This window comes from Kitasatospora sp. NPDC098663 (genome assembly GCF_044760075.1).
Classification (GTDB): Bacteria; Actinomycetota; Actinomycetes; order Streptomycetales; family Streptomycetaceae; genus Kitasatospora.
The window spans coordinates 1-20,214 of the sequence record NZ_JBIWAP010000025.1 but is presented as its reverse complement, the minus strand read 5'-3'; the positions used below and the strand labels follow the sequence as shown (position 1 = coordinate 20,214).

Genomic DNA, 20,214 nt, shown 5'->3' with positions numbered 1-20,214 from the left:
TCCGTGATGGTTCGTCATCGCGTGGACAGGAAGCGCCGAAGCGGCCCGGTCAGGGACTCGCCGGCGTCCTCCAGGACGAAGTGGCCCGCGTCGGCGAAGGCGTGCACCTCGGCGTGCGGGAGTCTGCGCCGCCACTCCCGCAGGACGAGCGGTGTGAACACCGGGTCGCGCAGGCCCCAGCCGATGAACACCGGCAGCCCGGCGAGCTCGGCGCTGTCGCCGCCGGGATCGACCAGGGACCAGGCGGGGTCCGCGCCGCTGCGCGGGATCTGCCGAAGGAAGTCCCGCACCGCGCGGCGCTGCCACGCGCTGCGGTACGGCCGCAGATAGGCGGAGCGGACCTCGGCGGGCAGCGGCCGGACCACCCCGGCCCGCAGCGCCGCCCGGGGGAAGACGTTCAGCAGGTGCGCCGCCGCACCGAGCGGCCGGACGTCGCGCAGCAGGGCCAGCGAGCGCGGCAGCCGGTAGCCCTCGGGCCACCGGAAACCCACGCTGTTCAGCACGACCAGCTTCGCGACCAGCCCGGGGTGCCGCCGCGCCCAGGCCAGACCGATCGGCCCTCCCCAGTCGTGCACCGCCAGGGTCCAGCCCGCCGACGGTGCCCGGCGCTGCTCGATCAGGTGGGCCGCCAGCGCGTCGAGGTGCTCCAGCCGTTGCGCGAGTGGAATCGGACCGGCACCGGCCCTGCGCTGGGAGAGCCCCATGCCCAGCTGGTCCGGCACGATGCAGCGGAAATCCCCGGCCAATGCGGCGATCAGACGCCGCCACAGATATCCCCACGTCGGGTTTCCGTGCAGCATGAGCACGACGTCGCCGGATCCGTGGTCGACGTAGTGCAGTCCGGATCTCTCCTCGCGCCGCCAGTGCTCCGCACCCGGAAAACCGGGCAGCCGATCTGCGGCCGGGGTGCGGGAGCGGCGAATCGGAAGAGGCGGACTGGGCGGCATCGGGGTCTCCTCTGGTCCGCAGGGCGGCCCGGCGGGCAGGCACTGAAAAGGTCTGCCGCAGAACGTAACCCGGCGCCGGCGGAAGACCCGGCAAGTACACGCTGCTATCCCTCGACTGCCCGACAGTAAAGGTCGTTCACGATCTTCAGTAGCAAAAAGTCAACGCCGCAGGAGCCTGAGGGTGCACTGCGACAGTCGGATCAATATCGCACCGTAAAGGCGAATCCGACCCCGCCCGGATCGCACAGCGCCCCACCGGAAGTGAATCTGACAGCAGCAGTTCGTACACATAAACAAAGGAGAGCAACTATGGGCGCTCAAGCCACCGCCCCCGGCACACCGTCCGGACCGCGCACCGGAAACTCCTCGGTCCGGCGGTGGCGTCTCGCCACCGTCCCGCTCGCCCTGGCCGCCACCGTCGCCGGCGCCGGCCTGCTCCTCCAGCAGGCCGACCCCACCTCGGCCGCCGCCAGCGAGTCCACCGGCCACCGCGACACGCTCCTGACCAAGCTCACCTGCTCCGGGCAGGCCGTCGGCACCAGCAGCGCGCCGATCACGAACACGGCCGGGACCGTGTCCCTCTCCGGGGTCGGCACGTTCGACGAGTGTTTCGCCGAGAACGGCGGGCCCACGAACGTGCTGTCGGCGACGTTGACCTTCGCCGGCACCGGCACGCTCTCGTGTTCCTCCCCGAGTACGTTCAGCGGCACCGAGACCATCACCTGGTACAGCGGGCTGAACCAGACCGGCAGCGTCGTCGGGACCTCCACCGTGACCACCAACGGCGCACAGGACGTCGAAGGCGACCCCGCGCACGGGGACATCCTCAACTCGAGCGACGGCACGGTGTCCCTCGAAAGCAAGGTCCTGCCGCTCGCCGGTGTTCTCACCACCTTCGAGCCCACCAGTGACATCAGCCACTGCTCCAACGGCCTGAGCAGCCTCACCGCGAAGCACGACGCCCAGTTCTCCAGCCTCCTCTGATCCCCCTCAGCCGCCCGACTTCACAGAACAGGAACACCATGCCCTCGCACTCCTGGGACTCCGACCCCGTGCCGACGCGGGAAACAGCGCCGTCCAAGCCCCGCCGGTGGCGCCTGGCCGCCATCCCGCTCGCCCTGGCCGCCCTGGCCGCCACCTCGGCCGTGCTCCTCCAGCAGCCCGCCCCCGCCTCGGCCGCCGACACGCCGGTCGTGACCGACGGGGCCAACGGGGCCGCCGAAACCCGGGCCAACCCCCTGCTCCGGCTCATGTGCAACGCCAGGGGTACGGTCCAGAGCACCGCGCCGATCACGGACACCCCCGCTGCCGTCGACCTGTCCATGAACGACGGCGCCATCGGCAGGTGCCTGACGAAGAACGGCGGCCCCAGCCTGTCCGCCGGATCGGTCTCCCTCACCGGGTCGGCGACCCTCTCCTGCAAGCAACTCGGCCAGGTCACCGGCACCATCGTCGTCAACTGGGCCGACGCGAACGGCAACCCGGCCGGCACCTCCACCATCAACGCCTCGGGCATGCAGGACGTCGAGGGCGACCCCTCGAAGAACGAGATCTCCAACAGCCTCAACGGCACGGTCACCCTCGACAGCTCCGTCCTGCCCGGCGCCACCGTCACCGGCACCCTCTTCCCGGTGGTGGACATCACGAGCTGCAGCAACGGAACCACCTCCAGCCTCCCGGCGAATATGGTCATGCGCTTCAACCTCTGAGGCTCCCTCGGTACCCGGCCGGGGCGCGGCACCTGCCGTGCCCCGGCGTCGGACGATCCGGGTCAGGGGATCCCGCCCTCGCCGCGGGCAGCCGCCGATCACCGCCGGGTGCCCGGCCCGACGCTCTCAACGCCTTTGGTGGACGAGGGTGAAGCGAGCCAGGTGGCGGCAGGTCATCCCTCCCGCGCAACCGGCTTCGAGGGGGGAGGCCCCGGGTCAGCTCGGGGAGCCGGACCAGATGACGTCCTTGCGCAGCCGCCCGAGACCGTAGTCGAACTGGGCGGAGAACCGATCGGCCGCGCTGCCCGGCAGGGCGTACGCCGTCAGACCGGTGGCCTCCTCGCCCGGGGCCAGCGAGCCTCGGAGGATCTTCATCCGTCCGCTTCCGTCGATCAGCGTGAAGACGAGGTTGCCCTTGGCGTCCCTAACGGTGGGCAGCCCCGACCCGTCGAGCGAGACCTCCTGCGACCCGGTGTTGACGACGGTGATCCGCACCTGGATGATCTTGGCGTCCTTGGGGGTGTCCGACACCCTGTCACTCGGAACGTACGGCGTCGGCGCGGCCATCGTGACCTTCAGGCCGTCCCCGTACGTGTAGGACTGGCCGAACGACAGGCGCCGGGCCCGCTCGTCCGCGGCCGCCGTCTCCTGCTCGGCCTCGGCCCGCTTCCGCTCGGCCTCGATCCGCTCCCGCTCCTTCGCCACCCGCGCGTTGGCGGCCTGGGTCGCGGCATCGGCGCGGGCGCGCGCGGCGTTCTCCTCCGCCCGCCGCTCCTCGTTGGCCGCCTGGACCCGCGTCACGACGAACACCCCGGCACCGGCCGAGACCAGCAGACCGGAAATGCCCAGGATCACGCCCGCGAGCGCCATCGCCCGGTTGGTCGCCAGGCCCTTGCGGACGTAGCCCAGCCCGATGGCGCCGAAGACCACGGCGAGCAGGGCCGGCAGCCAGGACAGCCAGAAGAAGATGACGGCCAGGCTGAGGACGCCGCCGACGATCCCGAGCACCATGGCCGCGGTGCCCAGCCCGTTGCGAGGCTGCGCCGCAGGCATCGGATACGCATACGGCGGCCAGTACGGGACGTTCGGAGCCGCGACAGGAGCCGCGACGGGGGGCGCAGCAGGGGGCGCGGCAGGGGCGGGGGCAGCGGTCGGGGCAGGCACCGTGGCCTCGCCCTGACCCGGAGCCTCGCCCTCACCCCGATCCGGGCTCGGCGCTGCCCAGGCATGGGTGTCGGCCGGCCCCTCGGCGGACTTCGGGCTGTCGGGCAGAGCGGGAACGGTCATGCAGAATCCTTCAGGCACTTGAGATGATGAGCGGCTGTTCGGCCTCGACGCCAAAGGATCACCTGATCCCCCCGACGACAGCGACCGGATGTCCGCGAAGCGATCACCACCCCAGGCCGGACCCGCACGTCGACACCCCGGGACGGGACACCGACGGGGTCGGCGGGTGATCAACATACAGGTGCCCGGTGACAGCTCCGACGTCGCGGTCCACCAGGAACCGCAAGCCACCTGAAAGGGACGCGGAGCGGCCCCTCGTCGGCGAGGTGGAAGATGTGCACAAACGGAGCGCACACCGCGCGGTCCGGTTCGCTCTTCTTGGCCGTGGTGGCCCCTCCGCGCCGAGCGACACCGTGCACCCAATCCCCAGCCTCAGTCGCTTCAGTCCCTGCCGCCGCTCTGACCTGCGTCAATGCGCAGCGACCGAAGGGGCCGGACAGCCCGTGGAAGCCGACAGTCGCTCGATCCGCCCTGGACCACTCCAGCCGTGCGCACCCGAACAGCCGGTGCCTGAGCTGAGATGGTCAGCGCCCGGGTGGAGTCGGTTCAGGGGGCCGTCGCGGGAACGAGGTGGTCGAGTCCCTGCGCGCTGCCCGTCGCGGCCTCGATCGAGCGCGGCAGCATGATGCGCTCGTAGGCGCGGACGGCGTCGTCGACGCCGGATTCGGTGGCGAGGGCGTGGGCGAGGTCGGAGCCGTCGAGCATGGCGAGGTTGGCGCCCTGTCCGACCGGGGGCATCAGGTGCGCGGCGTCGCCGAGCAGCGTGACGCCGGGAACGTGCTGCCAGGTGTGCGGGGCGGGCAGGACGAACAGGGGCCGGCTGACGAACCCGCTGTCGCCGTTGCGCAGGACGTGGCGCAGGCTCTCGTCCCAGCCGTCGAACGCCCTCAGCAGGTGCGCCCGCACGGCCCGCTGGTCGCCGAGGTCGATACCGGCGGCCGCGTGCCAAGCCTCCGGCACGCGCAGCGCGATGTAGACGCGGATGTGGCCGTTGCTGTTGCGCTGGGCGACCAGGGACCTGCCGGCGCCCTTCGCCAGCATCGATCCGTTGCCGACCAGCCGCGCGAGGTCGGGGTGGCGGGTGTCGCAGTGGTCGAATCCGGTCTCGACGAAGGTGACACCGGTGTAGCCGGGTACGGCGGGCGACAGGGCCGGGCGGACGCGCGACCAGGCGCCGTCGGCGCCGACCACCAGGTCGAAGTCCTCGGCGGTACCGTCACCGAAGCGCAGCCGGCAGGTGCCGTCCGTCAGTGGGGTGACCCCGCTGACGGCGCGGTCCCATCGCACCGTGCCCTCGGCGATCGAGTCCAGGAGCAGGCCGCGCAGTTGGCCCCGGTCGATCTCCGGCCGGCCGCCGTCGGCGGAAGGCCCCTGCTGCGCCAGGAGCGCGGCGGTGGCGAAGTCGAGCACGCGCCACGCGTCTCCTTCGGGGCGGGCGAGGGCGTGGAACCGGTCGAGGAGCCCCGCCGCGCGCAGGGCGGCCTGGCCGGTGTCGGCGTGCAGGTCGAGGGTGCCGCCCTGCGGACGGGCGTCGGCGGATGCCTCGCGTTCGAAGACGGTGACGGAGCGGCCGTGTTGCTGCAGGACCCGGGCGCAGGTGAGGCCGCCCAGGCCGGCGCCGACGATCGCGATGCGGGGATGGCGGGGATGGCGGGGATCGCGGACAGAGTTCATGGAAGTGCCCCTCGGGAGGTGGGTGGGCCGCTGGGAGGCCCGACACCACCAAGAAAGCACACTCGCTAAATAAGCGCAACGACTAAACTTTTGCAGCGGATGCACTTCGCCGATAGGGTGGGCATGTGACCGAACCGACCGGGCGCCGCGAGCGCAAGAAGGCCCAGACCCGCCAGTCCCTGGCCGACGCCGCACTCGGCCTCTTCCTCGAACGCGGCTACGACCAGGTCGGCGTCAAGGACGTCGCCGACGCCGCCGACGTCTCGGTGACCACCCTGTTCAAGCACTTCTCCGGCAAGGAAGCCCTGGTCTTCGACCAGGAGGACGACATCGAAGCAGCACTCGTCGCCACCGTCCGCGACCGCACCCCCGGCACGTCCATCCCGCAGGCGCTGCGCGAGCACCTCCTGCTGGCGCAGACCCAGTTCGCCGTCCACACCGCGGACCCGCGGTTCGCCGACTTCACGCGCATGGTCCAGGAGACCCCCGCGCTGCGCGACTACGCCCACCGCATGTGGACGCGCCACGAAACCGCCCTGGCGCGAGCCATCGCCGAGGCCGTCGCCGCCCCCGAGGACGACGTCAGCTGCGCCGCCCTCGCCCGTTTCGCCCTTGAGGCCCGCAGCCTCATCCTGCGGCACCCTGAACCGCGCCGAGCCGCCGACGAGGCCTTCGCCCTGCTCGAACACGGCTGGACAGCCTCCCACCCGGGCGACCCCGCCGGTCCGCCCCTGCCTGACACGGCAGCCCGGAGGACGCGGGCATGATTCCTCTCCCTGCACTGCCCCCGGGGGCCACGTGGTGCGACACCGGCACAGGTGTCTTCTGCTACGCGGCCCGGGTCGAAGGGCGATGGTGGGTCCTGCGACTCAACGACTTTCCCGAGCATCCCCTCTACACCTTCTTCATCGACGCACAGGTCGTCGGTGACGTGACCGATGATCCGGCCGTCTGGCAGCAGCTGCCGAGCCCCGAGGCGCTCCCCGCGCTCTCCGCGCCGGAGCTCACGGAGGTACTCCGCCTCATGGCCGGCCTCGGCCCCTACGGCGCCGAGGCCGGTACCCCGTGCACAGGCGACTGGTGCACCTGCGGCATCCTCACGGACGGGTACGCGGCCCAGCTCAACACCCCTCCACCGACTTCTGCGGGGCAGCAGTAGGACGATCGGCGGCCGCGGGCGCTGCGGGCCGGCGCCGTCCGCGCCGCCCGGGTCCGCTCTTCTCCGCGCCCTGGCGGTCCGGGGCCACCAGAGTGCCGGTGGACACGGGCGCCTATGATCGACCGGGGGCGGATCCGCCCGTTCGCGCGCCACCCGCCGGATGCCACCGCCGAGGCAGGCCCACGGGAACGGATCGCGGGAACGGGCCACGGGGGCGGACCAAGGGGTGGGGCACGGAGGGCTTCCGGGTCCGGCTGCCGCCCTGCGGACGGGGCTCCCCCACGGAGGGCCGCGGTACCGGCCCCGCCGTCCGACCCACGGCACGCACCCCGGCCGGCCCGCCGCACCGCCGACCCGAATGGAGACCGATGTCCGAGATAACCGCCGAGGAGCCGCGTCAGAGCACGGCCGACCCCACGGTCCTGATTCTGGCCGCGATGGCGGCGGTGATGGCCGCACTCTCGGTCCGCATCCTGATGCTGGACAACGAGTCGACGGACTTCTACTACTTCCTCGGGCCCTGGTACCAGTACATCGCGAACAACGGCGGTTTCCACGCTCTCAGCGGCACCGGCTTCTCGGACTACAACGTCCCCTACCTGTACCTGATGGCCGCGCTCACCTACCTTCCGGTGGCCGCGCTGACGGGCATCAAGTGCATCTCGATCCTGTTCGACCTGGCGCTGGCGTACTACACGTTCCGCATCGTCTCCCTGCGGTCGCCGCAGCAGCCCTGGCGGGCCCTCGGCGCGGCGGTGATCGTCCTCTTCCTCCCCACCGTCGTGACCAACAGCGGCTGGTGGGGCCAGGCCGACGCGATCTTCACGACCTTCCTGGTCGGCGGCGTCTACCACATCCTGCGCGACCGGCCCTGGTGGGCCTGCTCGTTCTTCGGGATCGCGCTGGCGTTCAAGCTCCAGGCGATCTTCCTGTTCCCGCTCCTGCTCGTCCTGGTGCTGGCGCGACGGATCCCGTGGCGAAGCCTGCTGGCCATCCCGGCGGTGTACGTGGCGCTCGACATCCCCGCCATGCTGCTCGGCTCCGACCCCTGGCAGCTGCTGACGGTGTACGCCCGGCAGCCGGACACGTACAAGGACCTCACGCTCAACGCGCCGTCGGTCTACCAGTTCGTCTCGGTGCCGTTCGAGGAGCAGGACGGCGTACGGCACGCAGGTGTGCTGGTCGCGGGCGCGCTGGTGCTGGTGCTGATCGGGCTGGCGGTCTGGGCCATCCGCCGCGCCGGCGGGGCGGCGGCGCCGAAGAACGGACCGGCAGTACGGGAGGGGCAGCCGAAGCTCACGGACACGGGGCTCCTGCTGCTGGCCGCCGTCTTCGCGATCGCGGTGCCGTTCCTGCTGCCGTCCATGCACGAGCGCTACTTCTACGTGGCGGACGTGATCAGCGTGATCATCGCCTTCCAGCTGCCCCGGCGGCTCTGGTACGTGCCGGTCCTGGTCCAGCTGTCGTCCTTCGGCAGTTACCTCAAGTTCATCGCTCCCAGCGTGTCGCCGTACCTGTCGATGCCGGCCCACGGCGTGCTGATGCTGCTGGCGCTGATGGCCGTACTCCGGGCCGCCCTCGGGGAGTTCCGGCGCTCGTGGACTCCGGGCGACCTCGAACCGGCCCCGGGGCCGGGGGCGCTGACCGCGTAGGTTCGCCGCAGCGCCCGGTCGCGCGCCTTCGGGCGGTGGCCTTCCTCCCCGGCGGGGGCTCCCGCGGCCTGACGGGCCCCTCTCGCGTCAACTGTGCTTGACGTGAGAGGGGCCCATCGTGCCGTGGCGGTACGGGAGTTGACCAGGAGCGCTCTACCCTTGGGGCCATGAAACCGCAGTACGTCACCATGGCCCTCGCAGGCCTTCTGATCGGAATCCTCGCGTTCGGCGCCGGCTGGTACACGGCCCGCGCCCGGGAGACCGCTCCGGCCCCGACCTACATCATGGTCACGCCGGAGCCGGTCACCGCGGGCACGATCTCCCCTCCCGCCTCGGTCGGCGCGCGGTAGGGCTACTGGCGAACGGCCCAGAAGCGGTCGGCCATGTCGTCGTAGCCGACCGACGAGGACAGGGACTCCGGCGGCTCCTTCCAGAGCATCTGCCACTGGCCGTCGCCAGGGTCGTTGTCCACGATCACCTCCAGGCCGCGGGCGGTGTTGACCCAGCTGCTGGTCTGGTCGCGGAACCCGTAGTCGGCGAAGTACACCGGCCTGTCCTCGTGGAAGAGGTTGAACTGCAGCCTCCTGCCACCCCAGTTCTTGTCGGCGTAGAAGCAGTAGTAGGAGGGTTCGCTGGTCGGGGCCGGGCACTTCTTCCAGTCCGCGCCCCTGGCGGACCGACGGTGGTGGTCCCCGCTCCACGGCGGAGCCTGCGCCTCGCCCGGCAGCGGCAGGACCACCACCGCCCCGTCCGGGTAGGTGATCTCGTTGGCGGCGGTCTGCTTACCGTCCTTGCTCGCGGTGAGTTGGGCGTCCACCGCCTGCTGCAGCAGGTCGCGGTCACCGCGGGCCAGGTTTCTGATGGCGGGCCGCGCGTCCTCGCCCGTACTGGGCGCGGCGGCGGCCCGCGCTCCGAGGGGCGCAGCCAGGAGCACGAAGGCCACGACCCCACGAACGAGGAGACTGCGGACTTGAGAGTGCGTCATATTCCAACGGTAGCGATACGCATACGATATGTGATGCTCGCGTCTCGATCAGGGGCGCGAAACGGCACGCACGCGCCGATCGATCGAGACCTGCGCCCGGAAGTGCATCTACTGCTCGCCCGGGCTCGTCCGCACTCGTTCAGGCGCGGGGCTCGGCGCACGGCCCGGAAATCATGTCGACCGTGCTCGCCTCGTCCGGTACGGTCGCGGAGTTGTCTCGCTGCCGGGAGCCCGTGCGGTTCGCGTGTGGTCTCCCCGGCGGTCCCCCGGCTGAGAGCAGGTGTTCGTCATGGCGTGTCGTATCGGTGAGTTGGTGCTCGGTTGCCGCGACCCCGAGGTGCTGGCGCGGTTCTGGTGCGAGGTCCTGGACTTCGTCGTGCTCGGTCGCGAGGACGACGGCTCGATGGAGATCGGGCCGCGCGAAGGGTTCGGCGGTGCGCAGCCGACGATCTTCCTCAGCCGCCGGGACGAGCCGGAGGCGGGCAAGTCCCGGCTGCACATCGACGTGAACCCCACCGACCGCGATCAGGACGCCGAACTCGAACGCCTCTTGGCGCTCGGCGCACGCCCGGCCGACATCGGCCAGACCGGGCAGGAGCAGTGGCATGTCCTGACCGATCCCGAGGGCAATGAGTTCTGCCTGCTCAAGGCCCGCATCGACCCGCTCTGATGCCCGTCGGCCACAGCTCGGCGCCAGGCTCCGGACGCCCGGGGCGGGCCGCCGCGCAGTCCAGAGCGGCGGGGGTGTCGCGATCGTGCGGTGAGCGAGGTCTCCGGCACAGGGCCCGTCGGCCAGGAAGGACCTGGACTCCGGAGACCTCATGGCCGGGTGCTGACGAAGAACTCCGCGCCGGAGGTTCCCGGTCCTCCGTGCCGCTACTCGGTGCGGCTCCGGAGCGCGGCAGTGGTCTCCTCAACCAGCAGCCGCGCCTCGGCCACCGTTGCCGCCAGCAGTTCGGCGCTCGCTCCGGGCGCCCCCAACAGGTGGCGGACTCGCGGGCCGAAGCCGGTCGGCGCGGCCGGTAGCGTCTCGGCGGCGGCCAGCGCGCCCTTCTCGTTGAGGCACCAGCGCCGGTCGTCGGCGAACATCGCCTGCACCAGTACGCCGACGGCGCGGGACAGGCAGAGCGAGACGTACAGCGTGTCCGCCCGTGCCGCGCCCTTCGCTGCGGCGGCGACCAGGAATTCCGCCTCCCAGGCTCCCGCCGTCAAGGCCTCTCGCAACGGCTCGGGGTAGGCCTCGGCCCTCTGTTGAAGATTCGTCAGCTCGCGGGTGGGGTCGGTCAGGACCTGGCCGAGTGCCACCTCGCCCGCGTAGCAGGGCGACCAGAAGCCGAGGGGATGCCCTGCCTGCACGCCGACTTCGTACCGGCCCTCGCGGCAGTCCGCCCACACCTGCTCGACCCGGTCCACGTCCCGCAGGATCCAGTCCACCGCCACACCGTCGACGTGCAGCCACGCGCCGCCGTTCACCCACGGGCCCCAGTCGCCCGGGCCTGCCACCTCCACCTCGGGGCCGGCCAGCGCGCGCAACGCGGCGAGATCGAGCCCGCCACGGTAGTAGACGCCGAGGTCCCAGTCCGAATCCGGCCGGTGCTCTCCGCGGGCCCGGCTGCCGCCGAGCATGACTCCGACGACGCCCGGCACCTCGGCCAGGCGGTTGGCCATCTCCTCGATGATCGCTCGCACGGGGCGAGTCTGGCAGTCACCAACGCGTCGGGCCAGCGATTTGCGCCAGCAGTCGGCCGAATGCGAGGGCTTCGGGGGCGGGTGCGTCCGTCGGGCCGGATCGGGATCTCGGTGCCGGAGCCGGTGGTCGGCTCCGGCACCAAGGCCGCTGCCCGACAGGCCAGTTGGCCGCAGGGGGCGGCGTCAGACCTGGTAGCGGTCCGGGGCGAGCAGGTGCAGGTGTTCGGCGACCCAGTCCGAGGTGTGGCGCAGGCCCTCGTCCAGGCCGACCCGGGGCTGCCAGCCGGCCAGGTCGCGCGCCTTGCGGTTGTCGGAGAGCAGCCGCTCGACCTCGCTGCCGCCGGGGCGCAGCCGGGTCGGGTCGACGACGATGTCGGCGTCCCGGCCGGAGGCGACGATCAGGGCCTTGGCCAGGTCGCCGATGGACACCTCGCTGCCGGTGCCGAGGTTGACCGTCTCGCCGAGCACGCGGTCGGCGCGGGCGATGGCCAGGAAGCCCTCCGCGGTGTCGGTGGCGTACGTGAAGTCCCGGGTGGGGGTGGTCGAGCCGAGCCTGATCTCCCGTGCGCCGGAGTGGAGTTGGGCCAGGATGGTGGGGATGACGGCGCGGGCGGACTGGCGCGGGCCGTAGGTGTTGAACGGGCGGACGACGGCGACCGGCAGTTCGAAGGCGTGCCAGTAGGAGAGTGCCATCATGTCCGCGCCGATCTTCGAGGCGGAGTACGGGGACTGCGGCTGGAGCGGGTGGTGCTCGTCGATGGGTGCGGTGATCGCGGTCCCGTACACCTCGCTGGTGGAGGTGTGCACCAGGCGGGCGCCGTGCCGCAGGCAGGCGGCGGCGACGTTCTGGGTGCCCACGACGTTGGTCTGCACGTAGGCCTCGGGGGCCTGGTAGCTGTAGGGGATGCCGATCAGCGCGGCGAGGTGGAAGACGGTGTCGCAGCCGGCGACGGCGTCCAGGACCCGGCCGGCGTCGCGGACGTCTCCGGCGAGCATCTCGACGGGGCTGTCGGGGTCGGCCAGGTAGTGGGCGAGGTATCCGCGCTCGGCGTACGGCTTGTAGTGGACCAGGGCCCGGACGCGGGCGCCGCGGGCGACCAGCAGGTCGACGAGGGTGCTGCCGATGAAGCCTTCGGCGCCGGTGACCAGGACGGTCCGGCCGGTCCAGTCCTGGTGTGCGGCGGGGGTGTCGGGGTGGGCGGGGCGGTTCATGGTGGTCCTCCGGTGGTTCGGGGCGGGTGGTCGGCGGTCAGCAGTCAGGTGGTCAGCGGTCAGCGGTCGTACGGACCGGGGACGGGGGCCGGGACGGCGGGCGGCGCGGGCGCCGGGGTCCGGCCGATGACGCGGAGCACCTTGGCGGCCAGCAGGTCGGCGGCGCGCGCGTGCTCGCCCGGGTCCGCGGCCTGCGCCATCGCGGCGAGCCGGGCCGGATCGGCGAGCAGCGGTTCCACCAGGGCGGCCAGCCGTTCGCCGGTGCACTCGCCGTCCGGCAGCAGCAGGCCGGCGCCGGCATCGGAGAGGACGCGTGCGTTGTGGGTCTGGTGGTCGTGCGGCGCGTGCGGGTAGGGCACCAGCACGGCGGGCATCCGGAGGCTGGAGAGTTCGGCGACGGTGGCCGCGCCGGCCCGGCACACCATGAGGTCGGCGGCCGCGTAGGCGAAGTCCATCCGGTCCAGGTAGGCGACGGCGTGCGCCGCGGGGTTGCCGTCCAGCGCGGCCCGGACCTGCGCCAACGCGGCCGGGCCGGTCTTGATCAGCAGCCGCCGGTCGGTGCGGTGGCGCCAGCGTCCGGCCAGCTCGACGGCGGCCGCGGTGAGGCGGGCGGCGCCGAGGCTGCCGCCGTTGAAGACCAGCAGCCGGACGCCGTCCGGGACGGCGAAGTGCCGACGGGCCTCGGCGCGCAGCGCCGCCCGGTCGAGCTGGGCGACGGCGCCGACCAGCGGCATCCCGACGGTCTGTGCCGAGCGGCCGGCGGGCAGGTGCTCGCGGGTGCGGTCGAAGGCGAGCGCGATGTGCGGGGTGAGCCGGGCGGCGAAGCGGTTGGCCCGCCCGGGCACCGCGTTCGACTCGTGCACCACGCTCGGCAGCCCGGCCATCCTGGCACCGACGATGACCGGCGCGCTCGGGTAGCCGCCCATGCCGACCGCGACCTGCGCGCCCTGGGCCCGCAGGATCTCCCGGCAGTCCCGGCCGGAGCGCAGCAGCGCCGCGGGCAGCAGGTAGCGGCGCGCGCCGAGGGAGGCGTCGAAGGGGATCATGTCGACGGTGTGCAGCCGGTAGCCGGCCTGCGGGATGAGGGTGGTCTCCAGTCCGCGTTCGGTGCCGACGAAGGAGATCACGGCCCGCGGGTCGGCTCTGCGCAGCGCCTCGGCCAGCGCGAGGCCCGGGTAGATGTGTCCGCCGGTGCCGCCGGCGCCGATCACCACCGACAGGGGGCGGGCCGGATCGTGGTGGGCGTGGTTGCCGTGTTCTGTCCGCATGCCGTCGAGCTTGCTGAGGCCGCCTAAGAGACTTCTCAGAGCCGTTCTGCGAGGGTCGTCGGCAGGGGAGACGGGCGAGCTAAGAGGTTTCTCAGATTCGTTCTGAGAGGGTTGCCCGCATGAGCAACGGGCAAAGGGTGCTGGTCGTCGACGACGATCCGGAGGTACGGGCCGCCGTCGAGGACGGGCTGGCCGTCGAGGGCTACCAGGTGCGCGGCGCCGCCGACGGGCTGGCGGCGCTGAGCGAGGTGGCCGGCTGGCAGCCCGACGCGATGGTCCTCGACCTGATGATGCCCGTCCTCGACGGGCTGGCCGTCTGCCGCCGGCTGCGGGCCCTGGGCGACCGGCTCCCGATCCTGGTGCTGACCGCGCGCGACTCGGTGAGCGACCGCGTCGACGGCCTCGACGCGGGGGCCGACGACTATCTGATCAAACCGTTCGCGCTGGACGAGTTGACCGCCCGGCTGCGCGCCCTGCTGCGGCGCAGCGCCCCGGCCGCCGAGGACCCCGGCTACCGCTTCGCCGACCTGGAGGTCGACCCGGCCACCCGGACCGGGAGCAGGGCCGGGCGGCCGGTGGAGTTCTCGCGCACCGAGTTCGCGCTGCTGGAGGTGCTGCTGCGCCACCCCGGCCAGGTGCTCCCGCGCGAGGTGATCATGGAGCGGGTGTGGGGCGCCGACTTCGGCCCCGACTCCAACTCCCTCGCCGTCTACGTCGGTTACCTGCGCCGCAAGCTGGAGGCCGGCGGCGAACCCCGGCTCGTGCACACGGTGCACGGGGTCGGCTACCGGCTGGACCGGGCTTGAGGGCGCACGCACGCTGGCGGCGCCGGCGCCCGCTGCGCACCCGGCTGGCGCTCGCCTGCACGGCAGCGGTCGCCGTGGTGGCGCTCGGGATCAGCGCGGCCGCGTTCAGCATCGTCCGCTACGAGCTCAATCACCAGCTCGACCAGCACCTCACCCAGCAGGCCACCCTGGTGCAGCAGCAGCACCGCGACCAGGGGCCGCAGGTCGTCTACGGCGAGTGCAACTTCCTGGCCGCCCCGGCCTGCGCCCAGATCGTCTCCGCCGACCCCGGCAAGGCGCCGACCGAGCCGTACCTGCTGCCCGTCACGCCGGCCACCCGCCAGGTCGCGAACCGGCAGCGGGCCGGCTACTTCACCGACCTCACCATCGACGGCCACCCGGCCCGGATGCTCACCACCCCGATGATCGCGGCGCCGCCCGGCGCCCGGCAGGCCGTCCAGGTCGCGCTGCGCGCCGACAGCGTCCAGGAGGGGGTGCGGCAGGCCGGCGCGCTGATGGCAGCCGTCGCGGCGGCGGGCCTGCTGCTGGCCGCCGTACTCGGGCGCACCGTGGCCCGCACCGCCCTCGCCCCGGTCGCCCGTCTAACCCGCACCGCCGAGCGGATCGCCGACACCCGGGACGCGGGGCTGCGGATCGAGCTGCCGCCCGGGCGTCGCGAGGACGAACTGACCAGGCTGGCCGGCAGTTTCAACACCATGCTGGGCGAACTGGAGCAGTCCGTGGCCGCCCAGCGCAGGCTCGTCGCCGACGCCTCGCACGAGCTGCGCACCCCGCTGACGGCGCTGCGCACCAACGCCGAACTGCTGGCCCGAGCCGACCGGTTGACCGAGGGCCAGCGGGAGCGGGCGGCGGCCGCGCTGCATCGCCAGCTGCGCGAGGTGACCGGCTTGGTGAACGACCTCATCGAACTGGCCCGCGACGAGGAGCCGCAGCCGCTGCTCGAACAGGTCGCGGTCGGCCGGCTCGTCGAGCACTGCGTCGACACCGCGCGCGGCCACTGGCCGACGATCGCCTTCACCCTGGACGACGACGCGGACGGCTACGCGGGCCGCGCCACCACCGAGCGCACCGTCCCCGGCGTGCCGGCCCGGCTGGCCCGGCTGGTCTCCAACCTCCTCGACAACGCGGCCAAGTTCAGCCCGCCGGGCGCCACGGTCGAGGTCCGGCTCACCGCCGGACTGGAACTGACCGTCCGCGACCACGGCCCCGGCATCGCGCCCGAGGACCTGCCGTACGTCTTCGACCGCTTCTACCGGGCCTCCGCCGCCCGCGCCCTGCCCGGCTCCGGGCTCGGGCTCGCCATGGCGCGGCAGATCGCCCACGCGCACGGGGCCACCCTCACCGCCGAGGCCGCCCCCGGCGGCGGGGCGCTGTTCCGCCTGCGGCTGCCGGGCTGAGCGGGCCGCGCCGGCCCGCGGTCCGGCGGCCCGACCGCCGGGCAGCGTGCCCGGGCGGTGCGGCTCCCGGACGACCACGGCGTCGGGGATGCGGGGTCTGCCCTCCCCCGCCGCGTTCCAGGTGTCGCCCGCGACGGCCCGTACGCGCACCTGGTAGGTGTGGCCGTCGTAGGGCTGGCCGGTGAACTGCCAGGAGAGGTCGAACCGGTTGGCGGGGACGGGGCCGAACGTGGGCAACCATCCCGACGGTCCTCACCAAAGTCCGGGGCGCCACGACCGCCGCGGCCGCAGCCATGCCGTCCGGCATCGGCCGACGCATCGCCGAACCGCCGGCGTATCGCTTAGCGGGGCCTGAGTCCGTCGACGACGATGTCCAGCATGCGGTTCAGCTGGGGGCGCTGCTCGGGCGCGCCGGCCACGGAGAGCAAACCGGCGAGGATGCCGCCCACCTCGACCGGGTCGATGTCGTTGCGCAGTTCTCCTGCTGTGGCGCCGGCCTCTAGCACCATCGTCAGAACCTGCTGGACCTCGTCGCAGACCGGTCCGGTGCCGAAGCGGCCGGACGCGCTCATGGCGACCAGGGCCTCGCAGATGCCGCGTCGTTCACCGGCCCAGTCGGCGAATCGGAGCATCCACGCGTGGAGGGCCTGCGTGGGCGGCTTGGTGGCCAGCAGGGTGCGGGCATCTTCGCGCAAGGACCGGATCTGGCCCCGGTAGACCTCTTCGACCAGATCTTCACGGGTGGGGAAGTGCCGGTACAGGGTGGCGTTCCCCACTCCCGCGCGTTTGGCGATCGCGTCCAGCGAGACCGCGCGTCCGGACGCGAAGGCTTCGGCGGCCGTGGCGATCAGCTGCTCGCGGTTGCGCTGCGCGTCGGCGCGCAGAGTGCTGCGTGGAGGTGTCATGACCTTCGCGATCGTGAGTGTCGGATGAGGCTCGAAAACGATTCGGGGATGTCCCCGTTTCAGTGTACGGTGAGGCAAACGGGGAGTTCCCCGGTTACGGGCGGTCTCACCCATCGCTTCGGCAACGAAGGGTTTGCCATGCCTACAGCTCTCATCACCGGGGGAACGACCGGGATCGGCGGAGCGACGGCCGAGCTCAACAAGCCGGGGGTGTCCGAGAGCGCCCGGGACGCCATGCGCTCGAAGGCCCCCTTCGAGCGCTTCGGATCCAGCCAGAAGGTCGCGGAAGCAGTCGCCTTCCTCGCCTCGGACGCCGCCGGCTACATCACCGGCCAGGACATCACCGTGGCCGGCGACACCACGAACCACGCCTCACAGGAGAACACGATGGCACTCACTCTCGACACTTATCGGCTGCTGGGCCGCTCCGGACTCCGGGTCTCACCGCTGGCGCTGGGCACGGCGACCTTCGGCACCGAGTGGGGCTGGGGCGCCGAGCGCGACGAGGCGCGCAAGCTCTTCGACCGCTACACCGAGCTCGGCGGCAACTTCTTCGACACCGCCAGCACCTACACCAACGGCAGCTCCGAGCGACTGCTCGGCGAATTCGCCCGCACCAACCGCGACAAGCTGGTGCTGGCGACGAAGTACTCGACGCTGCGCCGGCCCGGTGACCCGAATTCCGGGGGTACCCACCGCAAGAGCATGCTGGCGTCGGTGGAAGCCAGTCTGCAGCAGCTGAACACCGACTACATCGATCTGCTCTACGTGAACGTATGGGACTTCAGGACGCCGGTGGAGGAGATCCTGCGGGGCCTGGACGACCTGGTGAGGCAGGGCAAGGTGCTGTACGTGGCGATCTCCAGCGCCCCGGCCTGGCAGGTGTCGCGCATGCAGGCGATCGCCGACCTGCGCGGCTGGTCGCCACTGGTCGCGCTGGAGACCGAGTACAGCCTGATCGAGCGCACCGCGGAGCGTGACCTGATCCCGATGGCACGCGAGATGGGACTCGGCGTGGTCCCCTTCTCCCCGCTGGGCGGCGGGGTGCTCACCGGCAAGTACAGCCGGGAGGACCAGAACCAGGCGGGCTCCGTGGTCGGCGAGACCGCCAGCAGCCGCAAGAGCCTCAACGTCGCCCTGGGATCGGTCACCGACCGCAACCTCGCCATTGCCGATGCGGTGAAGGAGGTGGCCTCGGAGCTGGGCCGCACACCCGCCCAGGTCGCACTGGCCTGGACCCTGAACGCCCCGGGCGTGACGGCACCCATCATCGGCGCCCGCACCATCGCGCAGCTGGAGGACAATCTGGGTGCTCTGCAGGTCGACCTCACCCCTTCCCAGCTGGCCCGCCTCGATGAGGTCAGCGCCATCGACCTCGGCAATCCGCACGGCATGCTCGCCAGCGATCACATCCGCACGGTCACCACAGGGGACATGAAGATCGAAACCCTCGGCTGATTCGCTTCATGAACAGCGACATCCAGATATATCGACATGTTTTGACGATGGAACGGAGCAGCCTCGGTCATGGGTAAGTACAGCGAAAAGAATGTGGTGATCACGGGTGGCAGCAGCGGCATGGGGCTCGCGCTGGCGGAGCTGCTGGTGCAAGGCGGAGCCCGCGTGGTGATCACCGGCCGTTCTCAGGCCAAGCTCGACGCGGCACGCGAGCGGCTCGGCGAGAATGCCGTGGCCGTCCGGGCGGATGTGGCCTCACTGTCCGACCTGGATATGCTCGCCGGCCGTGTGAGGAGCGAGCTCGGCTCGATCGAGGCTCTGTTCGTCAACGCCGGCATCTCACCCCTCACGCCCCTCGAGTCGACGACCGAGGACGTGTACGACGCGCTGTTCGCGATCAACGTCAAGGGCGCCTTCTTCACTGTGCAGAAGCTCGCCCCGCTGCTGAGCGCGAACGCCGGCATCGTCCTCACCACCTCGATCGCGAACGTCATCGGCATGGTGGACATCAGCGTCTACGCGGCCGGCAAGGCGGCGCTGCGCTCGATGGCCCGCTCCTTCTCCCGCGAGCTGCTTCCGCGGGGAATCCGTGTCAATGCGATCAGCCCGGGTCCCATCGACTCGGGGATTCTGGAAACGATGAACTTGTCCGAAGAGGCCGCCGACCAGTTCAGGGCGGAGCGGACCGCGAGCAACCCCATGAAGCGCTACGGCACGGTCGAAGAGTTCGCCAAGGCGGCCGCATTCCTCGCCTTCGATGCCACGTACACCACCGGCATCGAGCTGGCCGTGGATGGCGGCGAGACCCAGCTCTGAGCTCGCCTGCCGTCCCGCCACGGGCGTGAGGCCCGCTACCACGGCGGTTTCAGGGGGCGCTGCACCACGTGGTCGTGTCGATCAGGCCGCGAGCAGTTCATGCGGGCGCTCGGCTGGGGTTTCCCGGCCGAGCGTCTTGCGTGGGCCCCTTTCAGGGGGAGGTGGTCGTTCGGCCCGAGGACACGGTCCGTGTGGTTCGGGCACTGTCATCCGTAGGGACGCTCCCACTCACCGTGTCGATTGTGCGCGGATTGCCACCGCCATGTCACAGTCAGCGATGATCAAGGGGCGGCACAGGATCGGGCCCACCGGCCGGGACCGCGCGGCGAAACCCCGGACGGGCATCGCTCCGGGTGAGAGGTTCGCCTGTTCGGCTCAGCGAGGATGACGGCCAGGAGACGGCGCCCGGAGACCCTCCTAGCGTTGGACCCCGGGAGACTGCATCCCCGCGGAGCCCGACCGAGGACCTCTCGCCCGTCGGCCACCGCTCACCCCGAACCCGGCAGTCGACTTCCACCGTGACCACGCAGGGTCCGGGTCGAAGGAGATGAAGGACATGAACACCACGCGCACCGCCCGCACGCCCGCGACACCCGCACTGAACGGGTGCCGGACATCACGCCGCCGCCTTCGGGCACGGATCGGGCTCGCCGCGACCACCACGGCCCTGTCGCTGCTGCCGATCGCCCCGTCCACCGCCAGCGCGGCACCCCACCTCCCGCTCACACAGATCGTGCGGGAGGCCAAGGCGAAGGCGCAGCAGGAGCACCCCGGCTCGCAGTTCTACGACGCGGACGCCGTCCTGCTGACACCCACGACCAACCCCAATGACGTCCAGGCCTGGTGGATCCGCTTCCGGGCCAAGGGCTCGGAGCCGTCCTTCGAGTACAAGTACTCGACCACCGGTCAGTACCAGAGCACGCAGCCGTGGCGCGTCCCCATCGGGATCCAGGCCATCTCCCCGTTCACCATGACGGAGGTCCAGGCCCACGATCTGGCCGTCAAGGCCGGGCACACCGGCGCATTCAAGCCCCTGTACCTCAATGAGCCCGTCGTGCAGAACCCGCATCCCACCTACTACTTCTGCATTCCCAGCGAGGGCAGGACGGTGGCGGTGGACACCGTGACGGGCCACGTCACCACGCCGTGGTCGTGCTAGTGCTGCTCCGCGCAAGTTCGTGGAGGGGTCAGGCCCATTCCTTGAGTGGAGTGCCCTGGTAGGTCCAGTGGAACGGGCGGGCATGTTCGTT

The 20,214-nt window shown here is 71.7% G+C and carries 20 protein-coding genes; 12 read left to right on the top strand and 8 right to left on the bottom strand.

What is annotated here, in order from left to right:
• Positions 1-14: 14 nt before the first annotated feature.
• Complete coding sequence (locus tag ACIQVZ_RS25615) at positions 15-947, bottom strand: alpha/beta fold hydrolase (protein ID WP_402453090.1); 933 nt, start codon at positions 945-947, stop codon at positions 15-17.
• Positions 948-1,256: 309 nt separating this feature from the next.
• Here ACIQVZ_RS25615 and ACIQVZ_RS25610 point away from each other — a divergent pair, with 309 nt between their 5' ends.
• Together ACIQVZ_RS25610 and ACIQVZ_RS25605 are read left to right on the top strand one after the other, a co-directional pair.
• Positions 1,257-1,931 carry a hypothetical protein gene (locus ACIQVZ_RS25610; RefSeq protein WP_402453089.1) on the top strand — a complete coding sequence of 225 codons (675 nt, stop codon included), beginning with the start codon at positions 1,257-1,259 and terminating at the stop codon, positions 1,929-1,931.
• Between the two features lie 38 nt (positions 1,932-1,969).
• Positions 1,970-2,656: a hypothetical protein gene (locus ACIQVZ_RS25605; protein WP_402453088.1), complete on the top strand. Its 687-nt coding sequence runs from the start codon at positions 1,970-1,972 to the stop codon at positions 2,654-2,656.
• A 216-nt stretch (positions 2,657-2,872) separates the two neighbouring features.
• On the opposite strand, the gene ACIQVZ_RS25600 is transcribed toward ACIQVZ_RS25605, so the two are convergent.
• Positions 2,873-3,709, bottom strand: a complete 837-nt coding sequence (locus ACIQVZ_RS25600; RefSeq protein ID WP_402453087.1) for a DUF4190 domain-containing protein — start codon at positions 3,707-3,709, stop codon at positions 2,873-2,875.
• 780 nt (positions 3,710-4,489) lie between these two features.
• Positions 4,490-5,617, bottom strand: coding sequence for an FAD-dependent oxidoreductase (locus ACIQVZ_RS25595; protein ID WP_402453086.1), 1,128 nt, complete (start codon positions 5,615-5,617; stop codon positions 4,490-4,492).
• 125 nt (positions 5,618-5,742) lie between these two features.
• Here ACIQVZ_RS25595 and ACIQVZ_RS25590 point away from each other — a divergent pair, with 125 nt between their 5' ends.
• The 4 genes from ACIQVZ_RS25590 to ACIQVZ_RS25575 all read left to right on the top strand — a co-directional run bounded on the left by ACIQVZ_RS25590 (position 5,743) and on the right by ACIQVZ_RS25575 (position 8,778).
• A complete protein-coding gene (locus tag ACIQVZ_RS25590) occupies positions 5,743-6,384 on the top strand; it encodes a helix-turn-helix domain-containing protein (protein ID WP_350876122.1) in 642 nt (213 codons plus the stop codon).
• Positions 6,381-6,776 (top strand): hypothetical protein, encoded by a 396-nt coding sequence (locus ACIQVZ_RS25585; protein ID WP_402453084.1) that lies wholly within the window; start codon positions 6,381-6,383, stop codon positions 6,774-6,776. Before ACIQVZ_RS25590 ends, ACIQVZ_RS25585 begins: the two co-directional genes overlap by 4 nt.
• A gap of 368 nt (positions 6,777-7,144) precedes the next feature.
• Positions 7,145-8,428, top strand: a complete 1,284-nt coding sequence (locus ACIQVZ_RS25580; RefSeq protein WP_350876118.1) for a glycosyltransferase 87 family protein — start codon at positions 7,145-7,147, stop codon at positions 8,426-8,428.
• A 167-nt stretch (positions 8,429-8,595) separates the two neighbouring features.
• Complete coding sequence (locus ACIQVZ_RS25575; RefSeq protein WP_350876116.1) at positions 8,596-8,778, top strand: hypothetical protein; 183 nt, start codon at positions 8,596-8,598, stop codon at positions 8,776-8,778.
• A gap of 2 nt (positions 8,779-8,780) precedes the next feature.
• Here ACIQVZ_RS25575 and ACIQVZ_RS25570 read toward each other — a convergent pair whose 3' ends face one another.
• Positions 8,781-9,413 (bottom strand): peptidase inhibitor family I36 protein, encoded by a 633-nt coding sequence (locus ACIQVZ_RS25570; protein ID WP_402453083.1) that lies wholly within the window; start codon positions 9,411-9,413, stop codon positions 8,781-8,783.
• A 289-nt stretch (positions 9,414-9,702) separates the two neighbouring features.
• Here ACIQVZ_RS25570 and ACIQVZ_RS25565 point away from each other — a divergent pair, with 289 nt between their 5' ends.
• Positions 9,703-10,083: a VOC family protein gene (locus ACIQVZ_RS25565; protein WP_350876112.1), complete on the top strand. Its 381-nt coding sequence runs from the start codon at positions 9,703-9,705 to the stop codon at positions 10,081-10,083.
• Between the two features lie 206 nt (positions 10,084-10,289).
• Here the strand turns inward: ACIQVZ_RS25565 and ACIQVZ_RS25560 are convergent, their stop codons facing one another.
• The 3 genes from ACIQVZ_RS25560 to ACIQVZ_RS25550 form a co-directional block, all read right to left on the bottom strand.
• Positions 10,290-11,081: a nucleotidyltransferase domain-containing protein gene (locus ACIQVZ_RS25560; protein ID WP_402453226.1), complete on the bottom strand. Its 792-nt coding sequence runs from the start codon at positions 11,079-11,081 to the stop codon at positions 10,290-10,292.
• A gap of 204 nt (positions 11,082-11,285) precedes the next feature.
• Complete coding sequence (locus tag ACIQVZ_RS25555; protein WP_402453081.1) at positions 11,286-12,314, bottom strand: SDR family NAD(P)-dependent oxidoreductase; 1,029 nt, start codon at positions 12,312-12,314, stop codon at positions 11,286-11,288.
• 59 nt (positions 12,315-12,373) lie between these two features.
• Positions 12,374-13,582, bottom strand: coding sequence for a UDP-N-acetylglucosamine--N-acetylmuramyl-(pentapeptide) pyrophosphoryl-undecaprenol N-acetylglucosamine transferase (locus ACIQVZ_RS25550; RefSeq protein ID WP_350876108.1), 1,209 nt, complete (start codon positions 13,580-13,582; stop codon positions 12,374-12,376).
• 119 nt (positions 13,583-13,701) lie between these two features.
• On the opposite strand from ACIQVZ_RS25550, the gene ACIQVZ_RS25545 reads away from it, so the two are divergent.
• The gene (locus ACIQVZ_RS25545) at positions 13,702-14,388 is read left to right on the top strand and encodes a response regulator transcription factor (protein ID WP_350876106.1); all 687 of its coding nucleotides are present in this window, start codon (positions 13,702-13,704) and stop codon (positions 14,386-14,388) included.
• Positions 14,385-15,785, top strand: a complete 1,401-nt coding sequence (locus ACIQVZ_RS25540) for a sensor histidine kinase (RefSeq protein WP_402453079.1) — start codon at positions 14,385-14,387, stop codon at positions 15,783-15,785. The genes ACIQVZ_RS25545 and ACIQVZ_RS25540 overlap by 4 nt, the downstream gene beginning before the upstream one ends.
• Positions 15,786-16,126: 341 nt before the next feature.
• Here ACIQVZ_RS25540 and ACIQVZ_RS25535 read toward each other — a convergent pair whose 3' ends face one another.
• Entirely contained in the window at positions 16,127-16,690 is a 564-nt protein-coding gene (locus ACIQVZ_RS25535; protein ID WP_350876102.1) for a TetR/AcrR family transcriptional regulator, read from the bottom strand.
• 138 nt (positions 16,691-16,828) lie between these two features.
• Here ACIQVZ_RS25535 and ACIQVZ_RS25530 point away from each other — a divergent pair, with 138 nt between their 5' ends.
• From ACIQVZ_RS25530 to ACIQVZ_RS25520, 3 genes are all read left to right on the top strand, one after another.
• A complete protein-coding gene (locus ACIQVZ_RS25530; RefSeq protein WP_350876100.1) occupies positions 16,829-18,148 on the top strand; it encodes an aldo/keto reductase in 1,320 nt (439 codons plus the stop codon).
• Positions 18,149-18,217: 69 nt separating this feature from the next.
• Positions 18,218-18,964 carry an SDR family oxidoreductase gene (locus tag ACIQVZ_RS25525; RefSeq protein WP_402453076.1) on the top strand — a complete coding sequence of 249 codons (747 nt, stop codon included), beginning with the start codon at positions 18,218-18,220 and terminating at the stop codon, positions 18,962-18,964.
• 556 nt (positions 18,965-19,520) lie between these two features.
• Complete coding sequence (locus tag ACIQVZ_RS25520; RefSeq protein WP_402453074.1) at positions 19,521-20,123, top strand: hypothetical protein; 603 nt, start codon at positions 19,521-19,523, stop codon at positions 20,121-20,123.
• Positions 20,124-20,214 lie beyond the last annotated feature (91 nt).